Annotated in this window: 13 protein-coding genes and 1 pseudogene; 4 read left to right on the top strand and 10 right to left on the bottom strand. The window is 66.7% G+C overall.

The features are described from left to right. Positions 1–186 (top strand): hypothetical protein (locus G1C96_RS07420; protein WP_169275959.1); only part of this gene is annotated, 186 nt, incomplete at its 5' end. 507 nt (positions 187–693) lie between these two features. Here G1C96_RS07420 and xylA read toward each other — a convergent pair. Together xylA and G1C96_RS07430 are read right to left on the bottom strand one after the other, a co-directional pair. Continuing rightward, positions 694–2043 carry a xylose isomerase gene (xylA, locus tag G1C96_RS07425; RefSeq protein WP_169275960.1) on the bottom strand — a complete coding sequence of 450 codons (1350 nt, stop codon included), beginning with the start codon at positions 2041–2043 and terminating at the stop codon, positions 694–696. Between the two features lie 696 nt (positions 2044–2739). Continuing rightward, positions 2740–3534 carry a copper homeostasis protein CutC gene (locus G1C96_RS07430; protein ID WP_169275961.1) on the bottom strand — a complete coding sequence of 265 codons (795 nt, stop codon included), beginning with the start codon at positions 3532–3534 and terminating at the stop codon, positions 2740–2742. 245 nt (positions 3535–3779) lie between these two features. On the opposite strand from G1C96_RS07430, the gene G1C96_RS07435 reads away from it, so the two are divergent. From G1C96_RS07435 to G1C96_RS07445, 3 genes are all read left to right on the top strand, one after another. Beyond that, positions 3780–4997 carry an ROK family transcriptional regulator gene (locus G1C96_RS07435; RefSeq protein ID WP_169275962.1) on the top strand — a complete coding sequence of 406 codons (1218 nt, stop codon included), beginning with the start codon at positions 3780–3782 and terminating at the stop codon, positions 4995–4997. An 83-nt stretch (positions 4998–5080) separates the two neighbouring features. Continuing rightward, the gene (locus G1C96_RS07440; RefSeq protein ID WP_169275963.1) at positions 5081–5977 is read left to right on the top strand and encodes a carbohydrate kinase family protein; all 897 of its coding nucleotides are present in this window, start codon (positions 5081–5083) and stop codon (positions 5975–5977) included. Between the two features lie 203 nt (positions 5978–6180). After that, positions 6181–7413, top strand: a complete 1233-nt coding sequence (locus G1C96_RS07445) for an MFS transporter (RefSeq protein WP_169275964.1) — start codon at positions 6181–6183, stop codon at positions 7411–7413. 502 nt (positions 7414–7915) lie between these two features. Here the strand turns inward: G1C96_RS07445 and G1C96_RS07450 are convergent. The 8 genes and pseudogenes from G1C96_RS07450 to G1C96_RS07485 all read right to left on the bottom strand — a co-directional run. Further along, positions 7916–9163, bottom strand: a pseudogene (locus G1C96_RS07450) (AGE family epimerase/isomerase); the annotation flags it as partial. Positions 9164–9690: 527 nt separating this feature from the next. Continuing rightward, a complete protein-coding gene (locus tag G1C96_RS07455) occupies positions 9691–10752 on the bottom strand; it encodes a LacI family DNA-binding transcriptional regulator (protein WP_240945157.1) in 1062 nt (353 codons plus the stop codon). A 146-nt stretch (positions 10753–10898) separates the two neighbouring features. Then, positions 10899–12437: a glycosyl hydrolase family 28 protein gene (locus G1C96_RS07460; RefSeq protein WP_169275966.1), complete on the bottom strand. Its 1539-nt coding sequence runs from the start codon at positions 12435–12437 to the stop codon at positions 10899–10901. A gap of 132 nt (positions 12438–12569) precedes the next feature. Continuing rightward, entirely contained in the window at positions 12570–13661 is a 1092-nt protein-coding gene (locus tag G1C96_RS07465) for a LacI family DNA-binding transcriptional regulator (RefSeq protein WP_169275967.1), read from the bottom strand. 252 nt (positions 13662–13913) lie between these two features. Continuing rightward, positions 13914–14723 carry an alpha/beta fold hydrolase gene (locus tag G1C96_RS07470; protein WP_169275968.1) on the bottom strand — a complete coding sequence of 270 codons (810 nt, stop codon included), beginning with the start codon at positions 14721–14723 and terminating at the stop codon, positions 13914–13916. A 235-nt stretch (positions 14724–14958) separates the two neighbouring features. Next, entirely contained in the window at positions 14959–15843 is an 885-nt protein-coding gene (locus tag G1C96_RS07475) for a carbohydrate ABC transporter permease (protein ID WP_169275969.1), read from the bottom strand. 1 nt (position 15844) lies between these two features. Further along, positions 15845–16804 (bottom strand): carbohydrate ABC transporter permease, encoded by a 960-nt coding sequence (locus tag G1C96_RS10280; protein WP_205832090.1) that lies wholly within the window; start codon positions 16802–16804, stop codon positions 15845–15847. Positions 16805–17064: 260 nt separating this feature from the next. Next, positions 17065–18399 carry an ABC transporter substrate-binding protein gene (locus tag G1C96_RS07485; protein ID WP_169275970.1) on the bottom strand — a complete coding sequence of 445 codons (1335 nt, stop codon included), beginning with the start codon at positions 18397–18399 and terminating at the stop codon, positions 17065–17067. Positions 18400–18919 lie beyond the last annotated feature (520 nt).

Raw genomic sequence — 18919 nt, forward strand, 5'->3', positions numbered from 1 at the left:
GGCGGAACCGGCGCCCGTCGCGCGACCAGGATCACCGCGGCCTTCGTCCTGCTGCTGACCGCGATCATCGTCGTCGACGTCACGTTGCTCGGCATGGGCGCCGTCGCGACGTTCGGCACCTGTCTGACCGCCATGGCCCTGTTCGCCGGGCGCCGGTTCCGCCGACGCGTGCTCGGCCGGGCGTAGCGCGCGCCATCACACCGGCCCGTTCGCACGGGTCCGTTCCGCATCTCGTCGCGCGCACCGTCGTCCGCGGCAGGACCCGCCCCTTCGCCCATCGACGACCGTTGCCGGCAAGCGAAGAGGCAGGTTTTCCATCGTTCCCCGCCATTCCGCGCCCACGTTTCCGCATGGACCCGCATGGTTCCGGGGATCCGTCGCGAAACCCGCCCGTTCGCTTGCCAGGAACGATGCTCAGCGCGCGTTTCCATCGGACGATCCCATCAGGCGTTCCCCATCGAACAGGACAACGTCGCAGCCGCCCCTCCGCCACGCATGCCCGACGCCGCGCCCCGATGCCCCGCGCGACATCTTCGCCCTCTCGCGCATACGGATGCGCCCGGATGCCGCACTGGGCATCCGGGCGCATTCGCAGGAAGGAAACGATCACGAGGATCGGAGGATCATGAGGATCAAGGAACCGCCCGCCGTCCGGCGATCAGGGACCGGAACGGCGGACGGGGCGTCATCGCGTCAGCGGACCTCGGCCAGCGCATCCACGATGTAGTTGTTGATCGTGGCCTTGACGGATTCGAGGTGATCGGACCTGGTGGCGGCGATCAGGTCGGCCTGCGGGATGTCGAGCGCGTAGGATTCGAGCTCGGCCAGCGACGTGGTGCCCTCGTCGATCTTCTTGCCGATGCCCTCGCCGTAGGAGCTGTAGCGCTCCTCCATGAGGTTCTGGATGAAGCCGTCGCGATTCATACGGTCCGCCACGAGCAGGCCGGCGGCGTAGGCGTCCATGCCGGCGATGTGCGAGCGGAACAGGTCCTCCGCGTAGAAGGAGGTGCGGCGCGGCTTGGCGTCGAAGTTCAGGCCGCCGTGCGGGCCGATGGAGCCGGCCTGCAGGACCTCCCACATCACGGCGACGGTCTCGTACAGGTCGGTCGGGAACTCGTCCATGTCCCAGCCGATGAGCTTGTCGCCCTGGTTGGCGTCCAGGGAGCCGAGGAACCCGGACTCGCGCGCCACGCGGATCTCGTGCTGGTAGGTGTGGCCTGCCAGGTTGGCGTGGTTGCCCTCGAGGTTCAGCTTGAAGACGTCGGTGAGGTCGTGCGCACGCAGGAACTCGATGGCGGTGGCCGCGTCGAAGTCGTACTGGTGCAGCGTCGGCTCCTTGGGCTTCGGTTCGATGAGGAACTGGGCGCCGAAGCCGATTTCCTTGGCGTAGTCGGCGCACATGTGGAAGAATTTGGCGATGTGGTCGGTCTCGCGCTTCATCTCGGTGTTCCACAGGTTCTCGTAGCCTTCGCGGCCGCCCCAGAACACGTAGTTCTCGGCGCCCAGGCGCTTGCCGATCTCGAGGCTCTTCTTGAGCTGGCCGCCGGCGTAGGCGTAGATGTCGGCGAACGGCGAGGTGGCGGCGCCGGAGACGAAGCGCGGGTTGGTGAACAGCGAGGAGGTGTTCCACAGGAGCTTGACGCCCGTGGCCTTCATGTTCTCCTCGATCTTGTCCACGACCTTGTCCAGATTGGCGTTGGTCTCGCGCAGCGTGTCGCCTTCGGGGGCGATGTCGCGGTCGTGGAAGCAGAAGTACTCGACGCCCAGCTTGGTGAACAGCTCGAATGCGTAGTCCACCTTGGCGAGGGCCTGATCCATCGGATCGGTGTACTTGTAGTACGGGCGGTGCGCGGTGCCGGTACCGAACGGATCGACGAGCTCCTGGTTGAACGTGTGCCACCAGGCGACGCCGAAGCGCAGCCAGTCCTTCATCTTCTTGCCGGCCACGACCCTGTCGGCGTCGTAGTAGTGGAAGGCGAGGCTCTCCTGCGGCCCCTTCTGGCGGCCGACGTACTCGATCTTGTCAATGTCCCACAGACCCATGGATGGCTCCTTTGCTTGTGCCGATAAGGCGGGGTTCCGTTCGGTGCGTCGGGTTCGACGACCGCATGACTCATATAATAAAACCAGCGAACTAAGTTTGTCAAATCAAAAAACTTATCGGCGTCGCGGCATCACGCCGAGTACGCGGCCCCGTCCGCTCCGGCGATCGCATCCGATACGGCACCTATCCGCCCCACCCCATCCGGCACCCATCCGGCACCCATCCAGGCAAGCGAAGGCCCGGGTTCCAGCAAGAAGCGCGGAATGCCAACGACGCCACCGAAAACCCGCCCGTTCGTTTGCCGCCCGCAGGCAAGCGAAGGCCCGGGTTTCGCCCGCGAAGCCCGGAATTCCGCCCTCGTCGAAAAAACCCGGCCGTTCGTTTGCCATCAACGGCCCGGACGCGCCCATCATCGGGCATCCGCAGGCCGGGCGAGCGCCGCATGGAGCGTCCCGGAGCACCGGACGCGAGACATCCGCGAACACGACGAACGCCCGGGCCCCGTGGAAGGAGACCCGGGCGTCGGACGAGACCATGGACGCGGCCATGGACGCGGCCATGGACGCGGCCGCGAATGAAGCCACGGATAAGGCAAGACACGGCACAAGGCAGGACACGGCACCAGACGCGGGCGCGGGAAACGTCTCGCCTGGCCTCGCGCCAGGAAAACGCCGAAACCGCCGGCGGAAGAGCCGTCAGCGGTTGTGCGCGGCCCGCACCACGGCGCGCACCCAGTCGCGGTCGGTGCGCTCGATGATCGGATCGTCGCCGCTGCCGCCGGGGCCGCCGTCGGACGCGATGATGCAGCGCGCGGACAGATGGATAGACGGCACGCCGGTGTTGAGGACCGGATGCACCAGATCCGGCGTGATGTGCCCCACGGCCATGACGTCGATGCGTCCGGCGGCGTGGCACACCAGATCGTGCAGACGTCCGAGCCCGTCCTCCACGCGGTCGGTGCCGCCGGAGGTGAGCACGCGCGTGTAGCCGATGCCGACCAGCGCGTCGAGGGTGCCGAACGGATCGGAGACCATGTCGAACGCGCGGTTGAACGTGACGGACACGTTGCGCGCGCAGCGTGCGCCCTCGTCCTTGGCGGCGTCGTACAGCCGTTTGGCGAAGGCGAGGTCGATGTTGTTGTGCCGGTCGAGCGCCCCCACCACCACGCCGGAGGCGCCGGCGAGGATCGTCGAGCGCACGTCGGCGAGCATCACGCGCTTCTCCTCGTCGTCATACACGTAGTTGCCGCCGCGCGGCCGGATGCGCGCCTGCACGCCGAGGCGCACGCCCACGTGCGAGCACAGCTGGATGAGGCCGAAGCTCGGGGTGATGCCTCCGGTGGCGCCCATGGCCATGCACAGCTCGATGCGGTCGGCCCCCTCCTCGCGCGCGATCTTGGCGCCGTCCACGTCCTGCACGACGATCTCCACTCGAGGCGCTGATCCGTTGTACTGCGCCTGCGCATCGCTGAACCTGTCGGTGGTGTTCATAGTCTCCGCTCCCTCGCGGCGTTCCTCCTCGAACGCCCTACCCTTCGTAGGATAGCGCATGGCCCGACATCGCGCGTCAAACGTTTTCCACGGGGAAACCGAGGCCGCGTTCCCCTTGCGACACGCCGAGCGATCAGCGTCATGACGCCGCAACGCGCACACGATTTGGACCATCGGATTAACTTGGTTAATATATGAACCACGTTCAGATCAACGACGAATGAGCACGAGGCAAGGAGGCGTCGATGAACACCAACGCGGCAAACGACGCACCGAGCATCGCCACCGTTTCCGAAACCAACCGTTCGCGCATCATGAAGCATCTGTACCACGAGGGCGTCAGCTCCCGCGCGCAGATCGCCAAGGCGTTGCATCTGACCCCGGCGGCGATCACCAAGATCACCGCGCGGCTCATCGAGGCGGGCGTCATCGAGGAGACCGGGGACATGGAGGGCAGCAAGAACCGCCGCTCCATCGGCCTGAGGCTCGACAACGCGCGCTTCCACATCGTCGGCGTCAAGTTCGCCCGCTCGCTGGTACAGATCGGCGTGTTCACGCTCGCCGGCACCGAGCTCTCCCTGGAGACCCTGCCCACGGTCTGGGAGCACACCATCGACGGCACCGTCGCGCTCATCCACGAGCGCATCGAGGACCTCATCGCCCGCGACGACGCCATCGTGGCGGTGGGCATGGCCGTCCCCGGCCCCTATCTGCGCGACTCCGGACGCACCGCCGTGGTCTCCACGATGCAGGGCTGGCGCAGGGTCAACTTCATCGACGAGTTCTCCGAGGCCTTCGGCGTGCCCGTGTTCATCGAGCAGGACGCCCGCGCCGGCGCGATGGCGCACTTCCTGTTCGACGAGCGGACGCACCTCGAGGACGTACTCGGCTACTACCTGATCGGCGAGGGCGTGGGACTCGGCCTCATCGACCACGGCACGGTCATCAACGGGGCGCTGGGCGCCGCCACCGAGATCGGCCACATCTCCATCGACGTCAACGGCAGGCCCTGCGACTGCGGCAACGTCGGATGCCTGGAGCGCTACTGCTCCACCTCCGCCATCCACGCCATGCTCATCGAGGACGGCACGCTGGTGCCCGACGCGGACCGCATGACGCACACCGAGTCGTGCCGGCGGCTGTTCGCGCTGGCCAAGGGCGGCGACGAGCGCGCCGCGACGATGGTGCGCGAGATCGCCCGCTACGTGGCCTACGGCTGCGTGACGATCTTCAACGCGTTCAACCCCAGCCGCATCATCATCGGCGACATCGTCTCCGAGGCCGGCGAGGCGTTCCTCGCACAGGTGCGCGCCACGGTGGCCGAACGCGCGATACCCGAGATATACGAGACCACCGAGATCGAGCTGTCCACGATGCCCACCGACGCGGCGGTGGCCGGCGCGGCGGCGGTGGCGATCACCCAGTTCCTCGATCATCCATCCATGTTCTTCGACGTCGCCTGACACACGGCGTCCGCGGGACGACGGCAGCCGGCCCGCGCCACATTCGTCAATCGATACAATCCCTCCCAAGGAAAGGAAACCCCATGTCCAAGCCCATCGTTCTGTCCCTCGGCGAACTTCTGTGGGACATGCTCCCCTCCGGCAAGCGCGCCGGCGGCGCCCCCGTGAACTTCGCCTACCACGCCATGATGAACGGCGCGGACGGCTGGTCGATCAGCGCGGTCGGCGAGGACGAGCTCGGCGACGAGCTGCTCGTCGAGGCGGAGAAGGCCGGCATCCACACCATCATCCAGCGCAACGCCTGGCCCACCTCCACCGTCGAGGTCGCCCTGAAGAACGGCATCCCGGAGTACACCATCGTCAGGGGCGTGGCCTGGGACCACCTGCTGCTCACCCGCCAGCTCATCGAGGTGGTCGAGCAGGCCGACGCCATCTGCTTCGGCACCCTGGCCCTGCGCTCCCCCGAGACCCACGACACCATCATCGAGCTGCTCAAGCACGCCAAGACCGGCGCGATGAAGTTCTTCGACATCAACCTGCGCGGCGACCACTACTCCAAGGAGCTCATCGAGGAGCTGCTCGGCTACGCCACCGTCTTCAAGATCAACGACGCCGAGCTGCTGCTCCTGCGCGACATGTTCGACATCCGCGGCACCTCCGACGACGACGCCTGCCGCTGGTTCATGACCAAGTACGGCCTGGACTACGTGATCCTCACCGGCGGCTCCACGTTCTCCACCATCATCTCCCGCAACGGCGAGTCCTCCACCCTGGCCACCCCGCACGTCGAGGTGGTGGACACCGTGGGCGCCGGCGACTCCTTCTCCGGCACGTTCACCGCCCGCACGCTGCTGGGCGACCCGCTGACCGAGGCCCACAAGAAGGCCGTCAACACCGCCGCCTTCGTGTGCACCGCCAACGGCGCGTGGCCCGAGTACCCGGAGCAGATCCCGGACTACCTCGCCGAGGCCGGCGAGTGACCCGCCGGATGCCGCGGGAGCACGCCTCTCCCCACGGCATCCGCCCCTGATCGTGGTGCCGGCGCTCGTCGCCGCGGACGCCGGCACCGTCAACGGTCGGAACGCTTCCGAATGGCAGTCGGAGGCGTCCGGACCGCACGCGGCGAACACAGGGAAACCGCGGTCCCGCAAGGGGCCCGGAGGGAAACAACCAAGGGAAAGAAATGAACAACGCTACCCCCAAGACCGGCAACGCCGGACTGAAGGCCATCATCCCCGTGATGTTCGCCTTCTTCGTCATGGGCTTCGTCGACCTCGTCGGCACCGCCACCAACTACGTCAAGGGCGAGTTCGCCCTGGCCGACGGCACTGCGAACCTGTTCACCACGATGGTGTTCTTCTGGTTCCTCATCTTCTCGGTGCCCACCGGCATGCTCATGAACAAGATCGGCCGCCGCAAGACCGTGCTGTGGTCCATCCTGGTCACGCTCGTGGCCATGGCGCTGCCGATCATCGCCTACACCGTGTTCGAGGGCACCCCGCGTCTGGTGCTCATCGTCGCCTCCTTCGCGTTCCTCGGCATCGGCAACACGCTCATGCAGGTGTCGCTCAACCCGCTGCTGACCGTCTTCGTCAAGGGCGACAAGCTCGCCTCCACCCTCACCACCGGCCAGTTCGTGAAGGCCTTCGCCTCCCTGTTCGCGCCGTACATCGCCATCTGGGGCGCCAACCAGCTGGGCATGTGGTGGATCCTGTTCGTGATCTACTTCGTCGTGGGCATCATCGGCTACGTGCTGCTCGCGTTCGACAAGATCGAGGAGCCCGCGCCGGACGCCGGCACCACCACCATCGCCAAGTGCTTCAAGCTGCTCGGCGACCCGATCATCCTCCTGTGCTTCCTCGGCATCGTGTCCCACGTGGGCGTGGACGTCGGCATCAACGCCCAGGCGCCGCGCATCCTCACCGAGCACACCGGCGACCAGTTCACCTCCATCGCCGCCACCGCCACCATGGTCTACTTCGTGGCCCGCATGATCGGCTGCTTCACCGGCGGCATCGTGCTGCAGAAGATGAGCAACAAGATGGGCCTGCGCATCTGCGGCGTCATCATGACCCTCTCCGCGATCTGCTTCGCGGTCTTCGCCTCCACCTCCGTCAACCCGCCGGTGTGGCTGTTCTGGACCGCCGTCGCGCTCGTGGGCTTCGGCAACTCGAACGTGTTCTCGCTGTTCCTGTCCCACGCCCTGATGTACCGCCCGGAGCGCCAGAACGAGATTTCCGGCCTGATGCTCATGGGCCTCATCGGCGGCGCCGTCTTCCCGCCCATCATGGGCGTGGCGGCCGACGCGATGGGCCAGCTGGGCGGCATCATCGTGATGGCCGTGGGCTGCGTCTACGTGCTCGTCATCGGCCTTGGCTACAAGGTCCTCGAGGGCAGGAAGGCCGTGGAGGCCTGATCCCCCTCGCCTCCCGGACGTTCGTTGCGCGGTGCCGTCCAGCGTGACCGCCGCGCAACGCCAACGCATCGGGAGCAACCGCAAACGTACCCCTGAGCAGTCGGGGCCGCACGGATCTGTCCCCCTTCGCCGTCCGGCCCCGCACCCCTTAACAACCCCGTCGACCACAATGCTGCCGTTGGTCGACGGGGTTTCTTCGCATGCCGGGCCACGGCCGGCCCGGGAAGGTCCGGCTGCCCCGTTCCGGACGGTCCGGTGCGCGCGGGATGCGGGAAAGGCAGGGAAAGGAAGAAAGAAACACATCCTGCGCACGCCGGGCCGCCCGGAACGGGAGCCCTCCGCGTCGGCCCGCATGGCAGGCGGACCGACGCGGACCGGAGACCGATCACATGCAGCTCATGATCGCCCACGCCACGTTGGCCGGGAAGCGGCCGATGTCGAAGTGCAGCTGACGGGCCGTGGCGTTGGCGCCCGGAGCCTTGGCGATGCCGTCCATGCGCGCCTTGAGCGCCGGGGCGACGGAGACGGACGGGTCGAGGCGCGGGATCAGCGTGGCCTGGAACGCGTGGTACAGGTCGGACTTGCCGGGCCACACGGTGCCGATGACGTGGTTGTCCTTGTCCAGCTGGTGGAACCAGGAGCCGAGCTCGTGGTCGATGAGGCTGTCGTCGATGTAGTGCCAGAAGCGGGCGTACCACTCGTCGTAGGAGTCGCGGCCGGTCACCCTGAAGAGCGTGGCGGCGGTGTTGACGCCCTCGGCCAGCGTCCAGTGCATGCGATCGGTGACCACGGGCACGCCGTTCCAGTCGGTGGTGTACGCCAGACCCGGCTTGCCGCCCTCGCAGGTGGCCCAGCCGTCCTTGACGGCGCGGTCGAACAGGTGCTCGGCGGCGTCGATGAGATGCGCCTTCTCGGTAGCATCCACGGCCTGGGAGCTCAGCGCGTACTGCGTGATGAGACGCGCCCATTCGATGCCGTGGCCCGGGGTGGCGCCGTACGGCTTGAACTGGTCGGCCTTGTTGTCCGCGTTGTACTCGAGCGCGGGCGTCCAGTCGGACGTGAAGTGCTCGGGGATGCGCCACCCGTTGTGCTCGGCCCAGTCGACCACGTGGCGCACGACGCGTCCGGCGCGCTCGCGGAAGGTCTCGTCCTTGAGCACGTCCGCCAGGGCGAGGAACGCCTCGGTGGTGTGCATGTTCGCGTTGACGCCGCGGTACGGGTCCAGCTCGGTGAACTCGGTGTTCCACGTGTCGACGGCGAGGCCCTCGTCCTCGTTCCAGAAGCGCCTGAGGAACGTGTCGACGGCTTCGTCGAGCAGCGCCTTGGCGCCGGGGCGGCCGATGAGCGTGGCGGAGGACGCGGCGAGCATCACGAAGGCGTGCGTGTAGCAGATCTTGCCCGGATCCGGCGTGCCGTCCACGGCGATCTGCGGGTACCAGCCGCCGTTCACGTCGTCGTGCAGCGGACCGGTGAGACCCTTGAGCGCGGCGTCGACCAGCGCCTCGCTGCCCGGGTGGCCGAGCATCGCGCCCATCGAGTAGACGTGCGCCATGCGGCAGGTGATCCAGGTCTGGATGCCCTGTGCCGGGTCGGTGGTGCCGTCGGCGTTGAGCCACAGGGAGCCGCCCTGCGGCGCCGGGAAGTTGTGGCCGAAGGCGAGCAGATCCTCGCCCGCGGCCTTGAGGAACTCGCGGTTCTCGTCCGTGCCGAGCTGGTAGGCCGCGGAATCGGTCTGATGCTTGAGTGCCATCGTCTGTCCTTTCGTCATTGAAACCGTGGACTGTGTTGCGCGGCGGCGTCGTGGGTGCCGTCACCGCTTCCGGATCCATTACCTGCGATCCGTGCTTGGTGATTCACAGTGTATGAAACCGCTTTCAAAAATGCAAGCGTCGAAGTTTCATGCATACGGATATTTTTGGCTTTATTACGGCGTTCATCACGCAAACAAAGATTTCATGAAACCGTGATCACACGATCATCATCGGCGTGTCGCGTCGCGCGAGAACACATCGCGCGAGGACCGCTGCCTCACGCGAGGCCGTCGCATCGCGATACGCCGCCCCTCCCCGCCGCAGCCGTCCATCGCAACGTTGCGACGACGCGCCGTCGAAGACCCGCAGGACGGGTCGTAAGACGGTCGATCATCGCAACGTTGCGACGAACGCATCGGAGGTCCGACAGGAAAGGTCCCCGGAGATCAGCCGTCGCGACGTCTCGGCGACGGACCTCCGAGGACCTTCGGCAGCCTTCGGGAACCGCGCCCCGAACCTCCGCACCCTAACGGCGCGGATGCGGCGCGGCCGTGGATTCGCGCACCACGAGTCGGCCTTCGATGATGCGGCACTCCGGCTCGGGCAGCGGCTCTCCGGCGCGCTTGGCCTCGATCTGCGCGTACAGCATCTCGAATGCGGCGGCGCCGAGCTCCACGAAGTTCTGGCTGTAGCTGGTCAGCGGCGGATCCCACATGCGGGAGAACGTCTGGTCGTTGTATCCGGCCACGGACACGTCGTCCGGCACGCGCGCGCCCTCGTCGCGCAGTCCCTTGATGAGCGCGATGGCGGTCTCGTCGTTGCCGGCGAAAACGGCGGTGACGCCGTCCTCGTGCGCGAGCCTGCGTCCGAGCTCCACGGATTCCTCCAGATCGACCCCGATCTGATACGCCTCCACGGCCTGGATCCCGGCGGCCTTCATCGCGTCGCGCCAGCCAAGCGTTCGCGTGTTGTTGTTCGGGCCTTCCGCGCGGTGCACGTGCACCACGTTGCGATGGCCGAGGCCCAGCAGATACTCGGTGATGACGCGGCCGCCCTCGCGTTCGGACGGCATGACCTGATACGGCGCGTCGCCGCGGGAGCCGCCGACCAGCACCATCGGCACGGACTTGGGGATCTGGCGCATCACCTGGATGGCGATCTCGTCGGATTCGCTCACGATCACGCCGGCGGGGTTGGCGGACAGCACGCGGTTGATGGTGCTTTCGATCTCGTCGTCGGAGATGCCGTCGAGCGAGGTCACGCCGAACAGGAAGCCGCGGTCGCGCGCGGCATGTTCGGCGCCGCTGTTGACCTCGGTGGTGGCCCAGTAGTTGCTCAGCGACGTGAGCAGCGTGACCGAGTCCATCTCCTTGTTGGCCAGGGCGCGCGCCACGAAGCTGGGCTTGTAGTCGAGCAGCTTGATGGCCTGCGCGATCTTCTCGCGCTTCTCCGCGCTCACCTTGGCGGTGCCGTTGAGATAGCGCGACACGGTGGGCACGGACACGCCCGCCAGCTGCGCCACGTCCTTGATGACCGGCGTGCTGCGCCTACTGCTGGGAGGCATCGTGCTCACCTTGCCCTGTGCCATGGCATTGCTCCTTCGCGTGTTTCATAGCGTTCGTTCGACTCCTTACATCATAGGGCCATCGTGGCCGCGGTAACGATTTCATGCATCGATTGCCGTCACGTGCGGGGGGGGGCCGGCGCGCGTCCCCGCATGGCCGGCCGCTTCGTCTACGCCTCGATCCGCACGTCGTCCGCGTTCGGTCCGATCCTCACGTTCACGGCGGCCGCATCGCCGCATGGCACGCCGTCGCGCCGGAACCCGCGGATCGTCACGTCCCGCACGGGATGGTCGGCGTCGTATCCGGCGATGATCGACGGCTCCTCCCCCGAGCCGGACGCCACGTCCACGCCGTCGACGAGCACATGCTCCACGAGCCGCCCGGGACGGGGATTGTAGTCCTTGTTCCACTTGGTCTCGATGTCGATCACGCGCCCGTGGCGGAACCGTTCGACGCGGACGCACCGCCACGTCACGTCGCGCACGACGTTCGCGTCGCCGGCGTTGATGGCCATGACGCCGAGGTAGTTGTCCTGGTACTCGTTGTGTTCCAGCACGTCGATGTCCTCGAACCGCAGCCGCTCCAGCACGTCGCCGTCATGCTCGTGGTCGCCGTGCGTGCCGATCATCATCGGGTGCGCCACGTCGGACCACAATGCGCAGTCGCGCACGGTCACGTCGGACGACCCGCCGCGATATTCCCAGCGCGAGCCGTAGATGGCGATGCAGTCGTCGGAGGTTCTCAGGAAGCAGCGCTCGACCGTCACGTCACGGCAGGCCATCATGTCCACGCCGTCGCTCCAGCCCTCGCAGCTGAACGATTTGACGTTGCGGATCGTCACGTCCGAGCTGGCGCCGAGCATGACCGTGTAGTGCGGCGGGTTGACGAACGTCGGGCCGTCCACCGTGACGTGCCGGGACTGCGCGATGGTCACGCCGTTCAGCCCGCTGAACCGCTTGAAGTCGGCCTGATCGAACACGCCGCGCCCGCGGATGGCCACGTTGCGCCGTCCGCGGATGCGGAACGCGCCGTCGAGCACCACGCCGCCGGCGAGCACGAGCTCTACGTCGCTCGGCAGGTCCATGACGCAGTCCTCGATGCAGTAGTGGGCGCGGCGCACGAGCACGCGGACCGGGCGCGCGGCAGCGTCGGCACCGACGTCTTCCCGCCGATTGCGCGCTGCCTCGATGCGCCGCAGCACGTCCCGCCCGAAGGTGTTCGGCCCGTTCGGATTGCCCTCGACCGCCACGTCGAATCCGGGCTTCATCAGCGTGTCCATCTCGGCGAGGTCACCCGCGAACAAGTGCAGGTTGCCCATGCGGTTGCGGTTGATCTCCACCGAGCAGTTCGTCGGGCGGTCCAGCGTGAAGCGCACGGCGCGCTGTTCCACGGTCGGCTCGATGCCGAGGCTCAGCGGCCGCACCGCCGCCGTGTAGAAGGCGTCCCATCCGACGGGCGTCACCTCCACCTCGACCGGTCCGGCGGCGAAATCGGCATCGAAGTATGCCATCGACGCGGCATGCACGTCGTGCATGTCCACCTTGACGCGGTAGACGGGCAGTTCCCGCCACCGTGCGTCCGCGGGCGTCCCGTCGGCGGATGCCGCACCCTCCTCACCGTCCACGCCGACGGCCGGACGCACCCGCACACGCCAGTCGGCCCGCAGCGCCGCGCCCACCGGCGCGGGATAGGTCTCGATACGCAACATGCACCTCCCCGTCGGTTCGTGCGCCCCGCGCCGCCATGGCGCACGAACGGCGAACACAACTCTTATGATACCGGTTTCACAATCGTGCGGACGACAAGGCCGCGCCGTATGACGTCAGCGGCACGGCCTCCGTCAGCGCGCCGCCGCGTCGCCGTCCGGCGGCAGGATGGACCGACGCACCACGAGATGCGTCGGCACGGACACGTCGAGCGGCATGTCGCCGAGCCCCACCTTCACGGCGGCGCGTCCCAGGTCGGCGAACGGCACGTGCACGGTGCTCAGCGGCACGACGAGATCCCCGGCATACGGCATGTCGTCGAATCCTCCCACCGAGACCTGCCGCGGCACGTCGAGCCCCAGCGTGCGCAGTCCGTAGATCGCGTCGAGGGCGATCGCATCGGTGGAGGCGACCACGGCGGTGAACCGCCCGCCGGCCGCATAGGCCGCGGCGAGCGCGTCCATGTTCGTCCTGCGGTCGTCCGTACGTGCGACGTCGAACCGGGGATCGTGGACGATGCCCGCCTCGTCGAGCGCGCGCAGGAACCCGCGGTATCGCGCGGAGAACACGCTGGAGATGTCCGCCTTGCCCACGAAGAGGAAGGCGCGGTGCCCTAGCGAGATCATGTAGCGCGTCAGATCATGCATGCCCTGCTCGTTGGCGTAGTCCACCACGCCGATGCCGGGGTTGAGGGAGAGCCGGGGACGTCCGGCGAGCACCGCCGTGGTGCCCACGCGGCTGAGCTGCTCGAACGAGTCGTTGAGCACTTCGTCCTGTTCGACGTCGGTGCCGGCGTCGGCCAGCATCACGGCCACCTTGGGACGCTGGGACAGCAGATCGTCCACGACCCGCTGCAGACCTCCCACGCGCATGCCGGTGGAAATGAGGCGGAACGTCATGCCGCGGCTGGAGACTTCCTGCTCCACGCCGGACATGAGGTCCGCGTAGGTGCCGCCGGAGATGGTGCGCACCACCATCGTCACGGAGTTGGGCGGCGTGGTGAGGGCCAGTGCATGCGCGTTGGGCACATAGCCCAGATCGTCCACCACCTTCATCACCTTGTCGCGCGTGGCCTGGGAGACGCTGCCCTTGCCGCGCATCACGCGGGACACCGTTGCCGTGGAGACACCGGCGAGACGCGCGATGTCGGCGATGTTGGCCTGCCCCGTCTTGGCGGGGCCGGGCTTGGAATGCCGCGCCGCGCCGACTGCTTGCGCTTCGGACATACGTCACCTCACAGAACAATGCGGCATGGCCTGCCCAAGCCGCGCTTGATGAAACTGATTACACCACGAGGATTACATCACACGCGGCGCACAAGATTTCGCGCCCCTCATCTTGTGCGCCGCCATGATGCGCGCATGAACAGGCATTTCCTTGAAATTAGGCCGATTCCGCATAATCGGAATGTGCGATATTGTGCGGCTGGCGTCTCACAAGATGAAGGGCGTGAAATCTTGTGTCCCCGTATCGGCCCGCTAGGCCGCGACCGGAGCGGGAATGCACTCCCCCGCCCATGCCATGATGCTCCCGACCAGCCGATCAGGCGCCTCCAGCTGCAGATAGTGCCCATGATCGGCGCCCCACGCCTCGGTGCGGCACGGCAGGATGCCCGGATTCAGGCTCTCCTCCATCTCGGCCCGGTCGGGCGTGCGGTAGATGCCCAGCACCGGACGGGTGCGCCGGGCCGCGACGCGCTTCGTGGCCGGATACAGGCCCACCTGCGCGTCGGACAGGTACTCGTCCCAGTAGTAGTCGGCCAGGGAACGCGGTTCGGTGCGCCCCACGTCCACGAGGATCGACTCCTTCGCCGCCTCGGACAGGTACGGCGAGAACGCGCCGTGCAGGAAGCGCAGCATGGTGCCGTACGGCCGCTCGCGCAGGTCGTTCAGGTCCTTCCGGTGCTGGGCCACCTCCTCGGGGGTGTCCGGCGCGCCGTAGGCCGGGTCGATCACCACCTCGCCGTCGAGCAGTTCGGGGTGCTCCGCGTTGAGCAGCAGGGACAGCTGCCCGCCCATGGAGTGGGCCACCACGATCACCGGTCGGTCGGACTCCACGTGCGTGCGGATGAACTCGGCCAGCCCGTCGGCCGCATGGCGGATGGTGAAGGGACGGTCGCCGCGGCGGTCGCCGTGCCCGGGCAGCTCGTAGGCGAGCGGGCGCCAGCGCTCCGGCCATTCCACGCCGCGCCAGGCTTCGGGAGAGCCTCCCCAGCCGTGCACCAGCACGACGTACGCCTCGTCGTCGGCGTTCAGCGTGCGCGCGGCGGCTTCGATGGAATCGGACATGATCGACTCACTTCCCTGAAGGGTCCGCCGTTCCGAGGCGGCGGAAACGAAAAACGAATGAGGTCGCGCCCGACGGCGACGTGCCGTCTCCCGCCCCGTCTCGTCGAGGTGGCTGCTGCCTCGCCTCCGGGGCGCGGCGGAACGGGAGGATGCGGCATCCGTCGGGCGCGACGGTCCGCGCACCGCACGGGTGCGGGCACGGACCGTCTGTGCTGCGGCTTCCGTAGAGGGCGGCTCAGCCCTTGACGCCGCCGAGGGCCACGCCGGTTCTCCAGAAGCGCTGCATGGCGATCATCACCACGGCCAGCGGGATGATGGAGAGCACCGAGCCGGCGAGCGCGATGGTGGTCGGGTCGAACAGCGTGGACTGCTTGGTCTGCATGAAGCTGTAGAGGCCCAGGGACAGCGTCCACTTGTCGGCGCCGCGCAGCATGGTGATCGGCAGGTAGAAGTTGTTCCACTGCATCACGAACGTCAGGATGAAGATCGTGGCGGCCGGGGTGGGCAGCAGGGGCATGACGATCTTGCGGAAGATGTGCATCTCGCCGGCGCCGTCGATGCGGGCGGCCTCCAGGAGCTCGTCCGGCACGGAGCCGTCGATGTACTCCTTGGCGAGGTACACGTCGAACGCGTTGACGAACGACGGGATGAGCACGGCCCAGACGGTGTCCGTCAGGTGCATGCCGGCGAACAGCAGGTAGAGCGGCAGGGTGAGCAGGGCGGTGGGGATGAGGAACGAGAACATCACGAGGCCCATCTCCAGACCGCGGCCGCGGAACTCGAACTTGCTCAGCGCGTAGCCGGCCATGATGGAGATCACCATGCACACCAGCGAGCCGACGCCCGCGTAGAGCACGGAGTTGAGCATCCACTTGAAGAAGATGCCGTTCTCGTAGGTGAACAGCTGCTGGAAGTTCTCGAGGATGTGGTTCTCCGAGCCGAACCACAGGCCGTTGGTGTTGTACAGCTCCACGCGGTTCTTGGTCACGGAGACCACGAGCCACCACAGCGGGGCGATGGAGTAGAACGTGAGGACCACGAGGGCCACGATGATGCCGGGACGGGTCCACTTGGACTTCCTGGCCGGACGGGTCTTGGGCTGCATGATCGCGCTGCTCATCTCACTTGTCCTTCCTGTTGGAGACGCCGTAGACGATGGCGGAGATGATGCCGATCACGATGGCGAGCACCACCGAGAGGGCCGCCGCGTAGTTGTAGTCGCCGCCTGCGGTGAACGTGTAGTTGTAGATGGCCATGATCGGCGTGAAGTTCGCGGTCACGGTCTCGGGGGACGCCGAGCGGAACAGCAGCGGCTGGTCGAAGAGCTGGAGCATGCCGATCATCGACAGCAGGCAGGTGAGCACGAGCGTGCCGCGGATCATCGGGATCTTGATGGACCAGGCGATGCGGAACTCGCCGGCGCCGTCCACCTTGGCGCTCTCGTACAGGGACGGGTCGATGGCGGTCAGGGAGCCGTAGAGGATGAGCATGTTGAAGCCGATGTTGATCCACAGCAGCAGGTTGGCCATGGACACCCACACCATGGCGGGACTGAAGAAGTTGACCTCGAGGCCGAAGATCTCGAAGAACTTCTTGAGCGGGCCGATGTCCGGCGAGTACATGTACACCCAGATCAGCGTGGCCACGATGGACGGGACCATGTACGGCACGAGAAGCAGGAAGCGGTAGGCTCGCTTGGCCTTCTTGCGGGCGGAGTCGAGGAGCAGGGCCTCGACGAGCGCAAAGACCATGATGAGCGGCATCACCACGCAGGTGAAGATCGCCACGCGCAGCATGCCCTGCCAGAAGGACGGGTCATGGAAGACGCGCACGTACTGGGCGAGGCCGGCGAAGGAGCGCTTGGCGCCGCCGATGCCCAGACCGCTGGACTTCTTCTGGTAGAGGCTCTCCCACAGCGCGTAGAAGAACGGGATGATGAACGAGAACAGGAACAGAGCGAAGAAGGGCAGGCTGAAGGCGAATCCCTTCAGACCGATGAGCTTCTTCCATTTCGGCGTCGCGTTTTCGCGGATTTCGTTGCCGCGGACGGCCGATGACGCGGAATCGGTGACAGCACTCACGATTCACTCCAATCACAAGCAGATGGATGGGTTTTGCATGACGCCGGCGGCTCCGGATCGGCCGTCGGGCAGGGAAGAAGCCGCGTCCCGCGTATGGCAGTGACGGAACGCGGCTTCGGGAAGGAAAGGAGAAAGGGAAGATCCAGGCGGCATCCCGCCCCGGATGCTCCGGGAGGGACCGTCCGGCGGCGGGGATGCCGATCGCCGCCGGACGGGAAGGCCGGCCATGGGGCCGGTCGGTCATGTCCGAACCGCGGGGCTCAGTTCGCGGACTTGACGTTGATGCCCTTCTGCTGCAGGTCGTTGACGGTCCACTGCTGGACGGCGTCGAGCATCTGCTCGCCGGTGACCTGCTTGTTGAGGAACTTGGCCCACTGGTCCTGCAGCTGCTTGAACATCTGGCTCCAGTTGGCGCCGGTCTTGTACGGGGCGACGGTGTCGGCGGCCTGCTGGACCACCTTGGCGGCCTCGGCGTTGTCGGCAAGGAGCTTGTCGGGCAGGGAATCGGTCGGGTAGCTGCCAGTGTCCTTGAGGGCCGGGAAGGCGCCGGAGCCGGTGGTGGCGTTGGCGGCGATCTTCAGCGCGTCGTCGTTGGTGGCGAGCCAGGTGGCGAACTCGGCGGCCTCCTTGGGGTGCTTGGCGCCGGTCGGAATGGCGTTGCCGGAGGCGTTCAGCGGGGAGACCACGTCGGAGGAGGCGGACTCCTTGGGCCATGCGTAGGCCTTCCAGTCACCGAGGGACTTCTGGAAGTTGGACTGGTAGGCGGACAGCTGCCAGGTGGAGGTGCCGATCAGCGCGAGGTCGCCGGACTGGAAGAACTGCATCAGGGCGTCCCACTCGATGTAGGTCTTCTGGCTGAACATGTCGTTGTCGACGATCTGCTGCAGGTAGTTCACGGCCTTCTTGGTCTCCGGGCCGTTGATGTCCACCACCCAGGTGTCGCCGTCGACGGAGTACCACTGGGCGCCGAACTGCTGGGCGAGCAGCACCAGCGTGGACGGATCCTCGCCGGGGAAGTTCATGATCTTGATGTCCGGATTCTTGGCCTTGAGGTCCTTGCCGGCCTGGATGAGCTCGTCCCACGTGGTGGGCACCTTGACGCCGTTGTCATCGAAGGTCTTCTGGTTGGCGATGATGAACTGCGGGCTGGACTGGGTCGGGATGACGGCCAGCTGGTCGCCGATCTTGAAGGAGTCGACCACGTTCTGGTTGAGCTTGGACAGGTCCGGGTTGTACTGGGCGATGTCCTGGATGGTGCCGTCCACGAGCAGGGACAGGGACGAGTCCATGTCCGCCTCGAAGAGGTCCGGCGCGTTGCCGGCCTTGACGGCGTTGACCACGCCCTCCTCGGTCTTGGCTTTGCTGGCCTGCTTCTTGAACTCGACCTTGATCTTGTCCTGCGACTTGTTGAAGGCGTCGGCCTGCTCCTGCAGGCCCTGGGTGGCGCCCCACCATTCGATGGTGACCGGGCCGTCCGAGCTGCCGGACGCGGTGTTCGACGCGGTGTCGGAGCCGCAGGCGGCCATCGGGGCGACCATGCCGAGCGCGGCGACGGCGGTGATCGCGGTCCTCATCCAACGATTCGAAGCTTTCATGAAACCCTCCTTGGTTTTCCTGTAACTAGTTTCATCGCTGAAACTGATTGAACTATAGCATCCTTTTGAAAACGGTGTCAAATCAGCGTTGTAACCAATTACAGAAAGTCCGTGAACCGTTCTGTTTGTTGGCATCGTTTGCATCGGGAAACGCACATCATCGGCGTGTCGTTCGGACCGTCGGGATGCGTTCCGGCCATATCGTTCAGCTCCTCCGTCCACCGCCCGCGCCGGTTCCCGACCGCGCTCCCCCGAGTCGCGTCTCCGCCGCCCGGCAAGGCCTCGGAAGACCGGGCACTCATCCGGCCAGAGTATCTGCGTTCTCAGGGGCGGATTGCGACAAGCGTCGGCAGATATCCGCATGCTCAGGGGGCCTCCGTCGTGCCGCGCACACCCCCTCCCGACACGAGACGAACGCCAAAACCGCGGAATCGCAACGACGCCGCATCCGGGCGCCACGGCCGGCACTCCGCCGAGGCGCCCCGACAATGCGGATACCTCTGCCCGCGGGACGCCGGAT

Source organism: Bifidobacterium moraviense (genome assembly GCF_012932365.1).
Classification (GTDB): Bacteria; Actinomycetota; Actinomycetes; order Actinomycetales; family Bifidobacteriaceae; genus Bifidobacterium; species Bifidobacterium moraviense.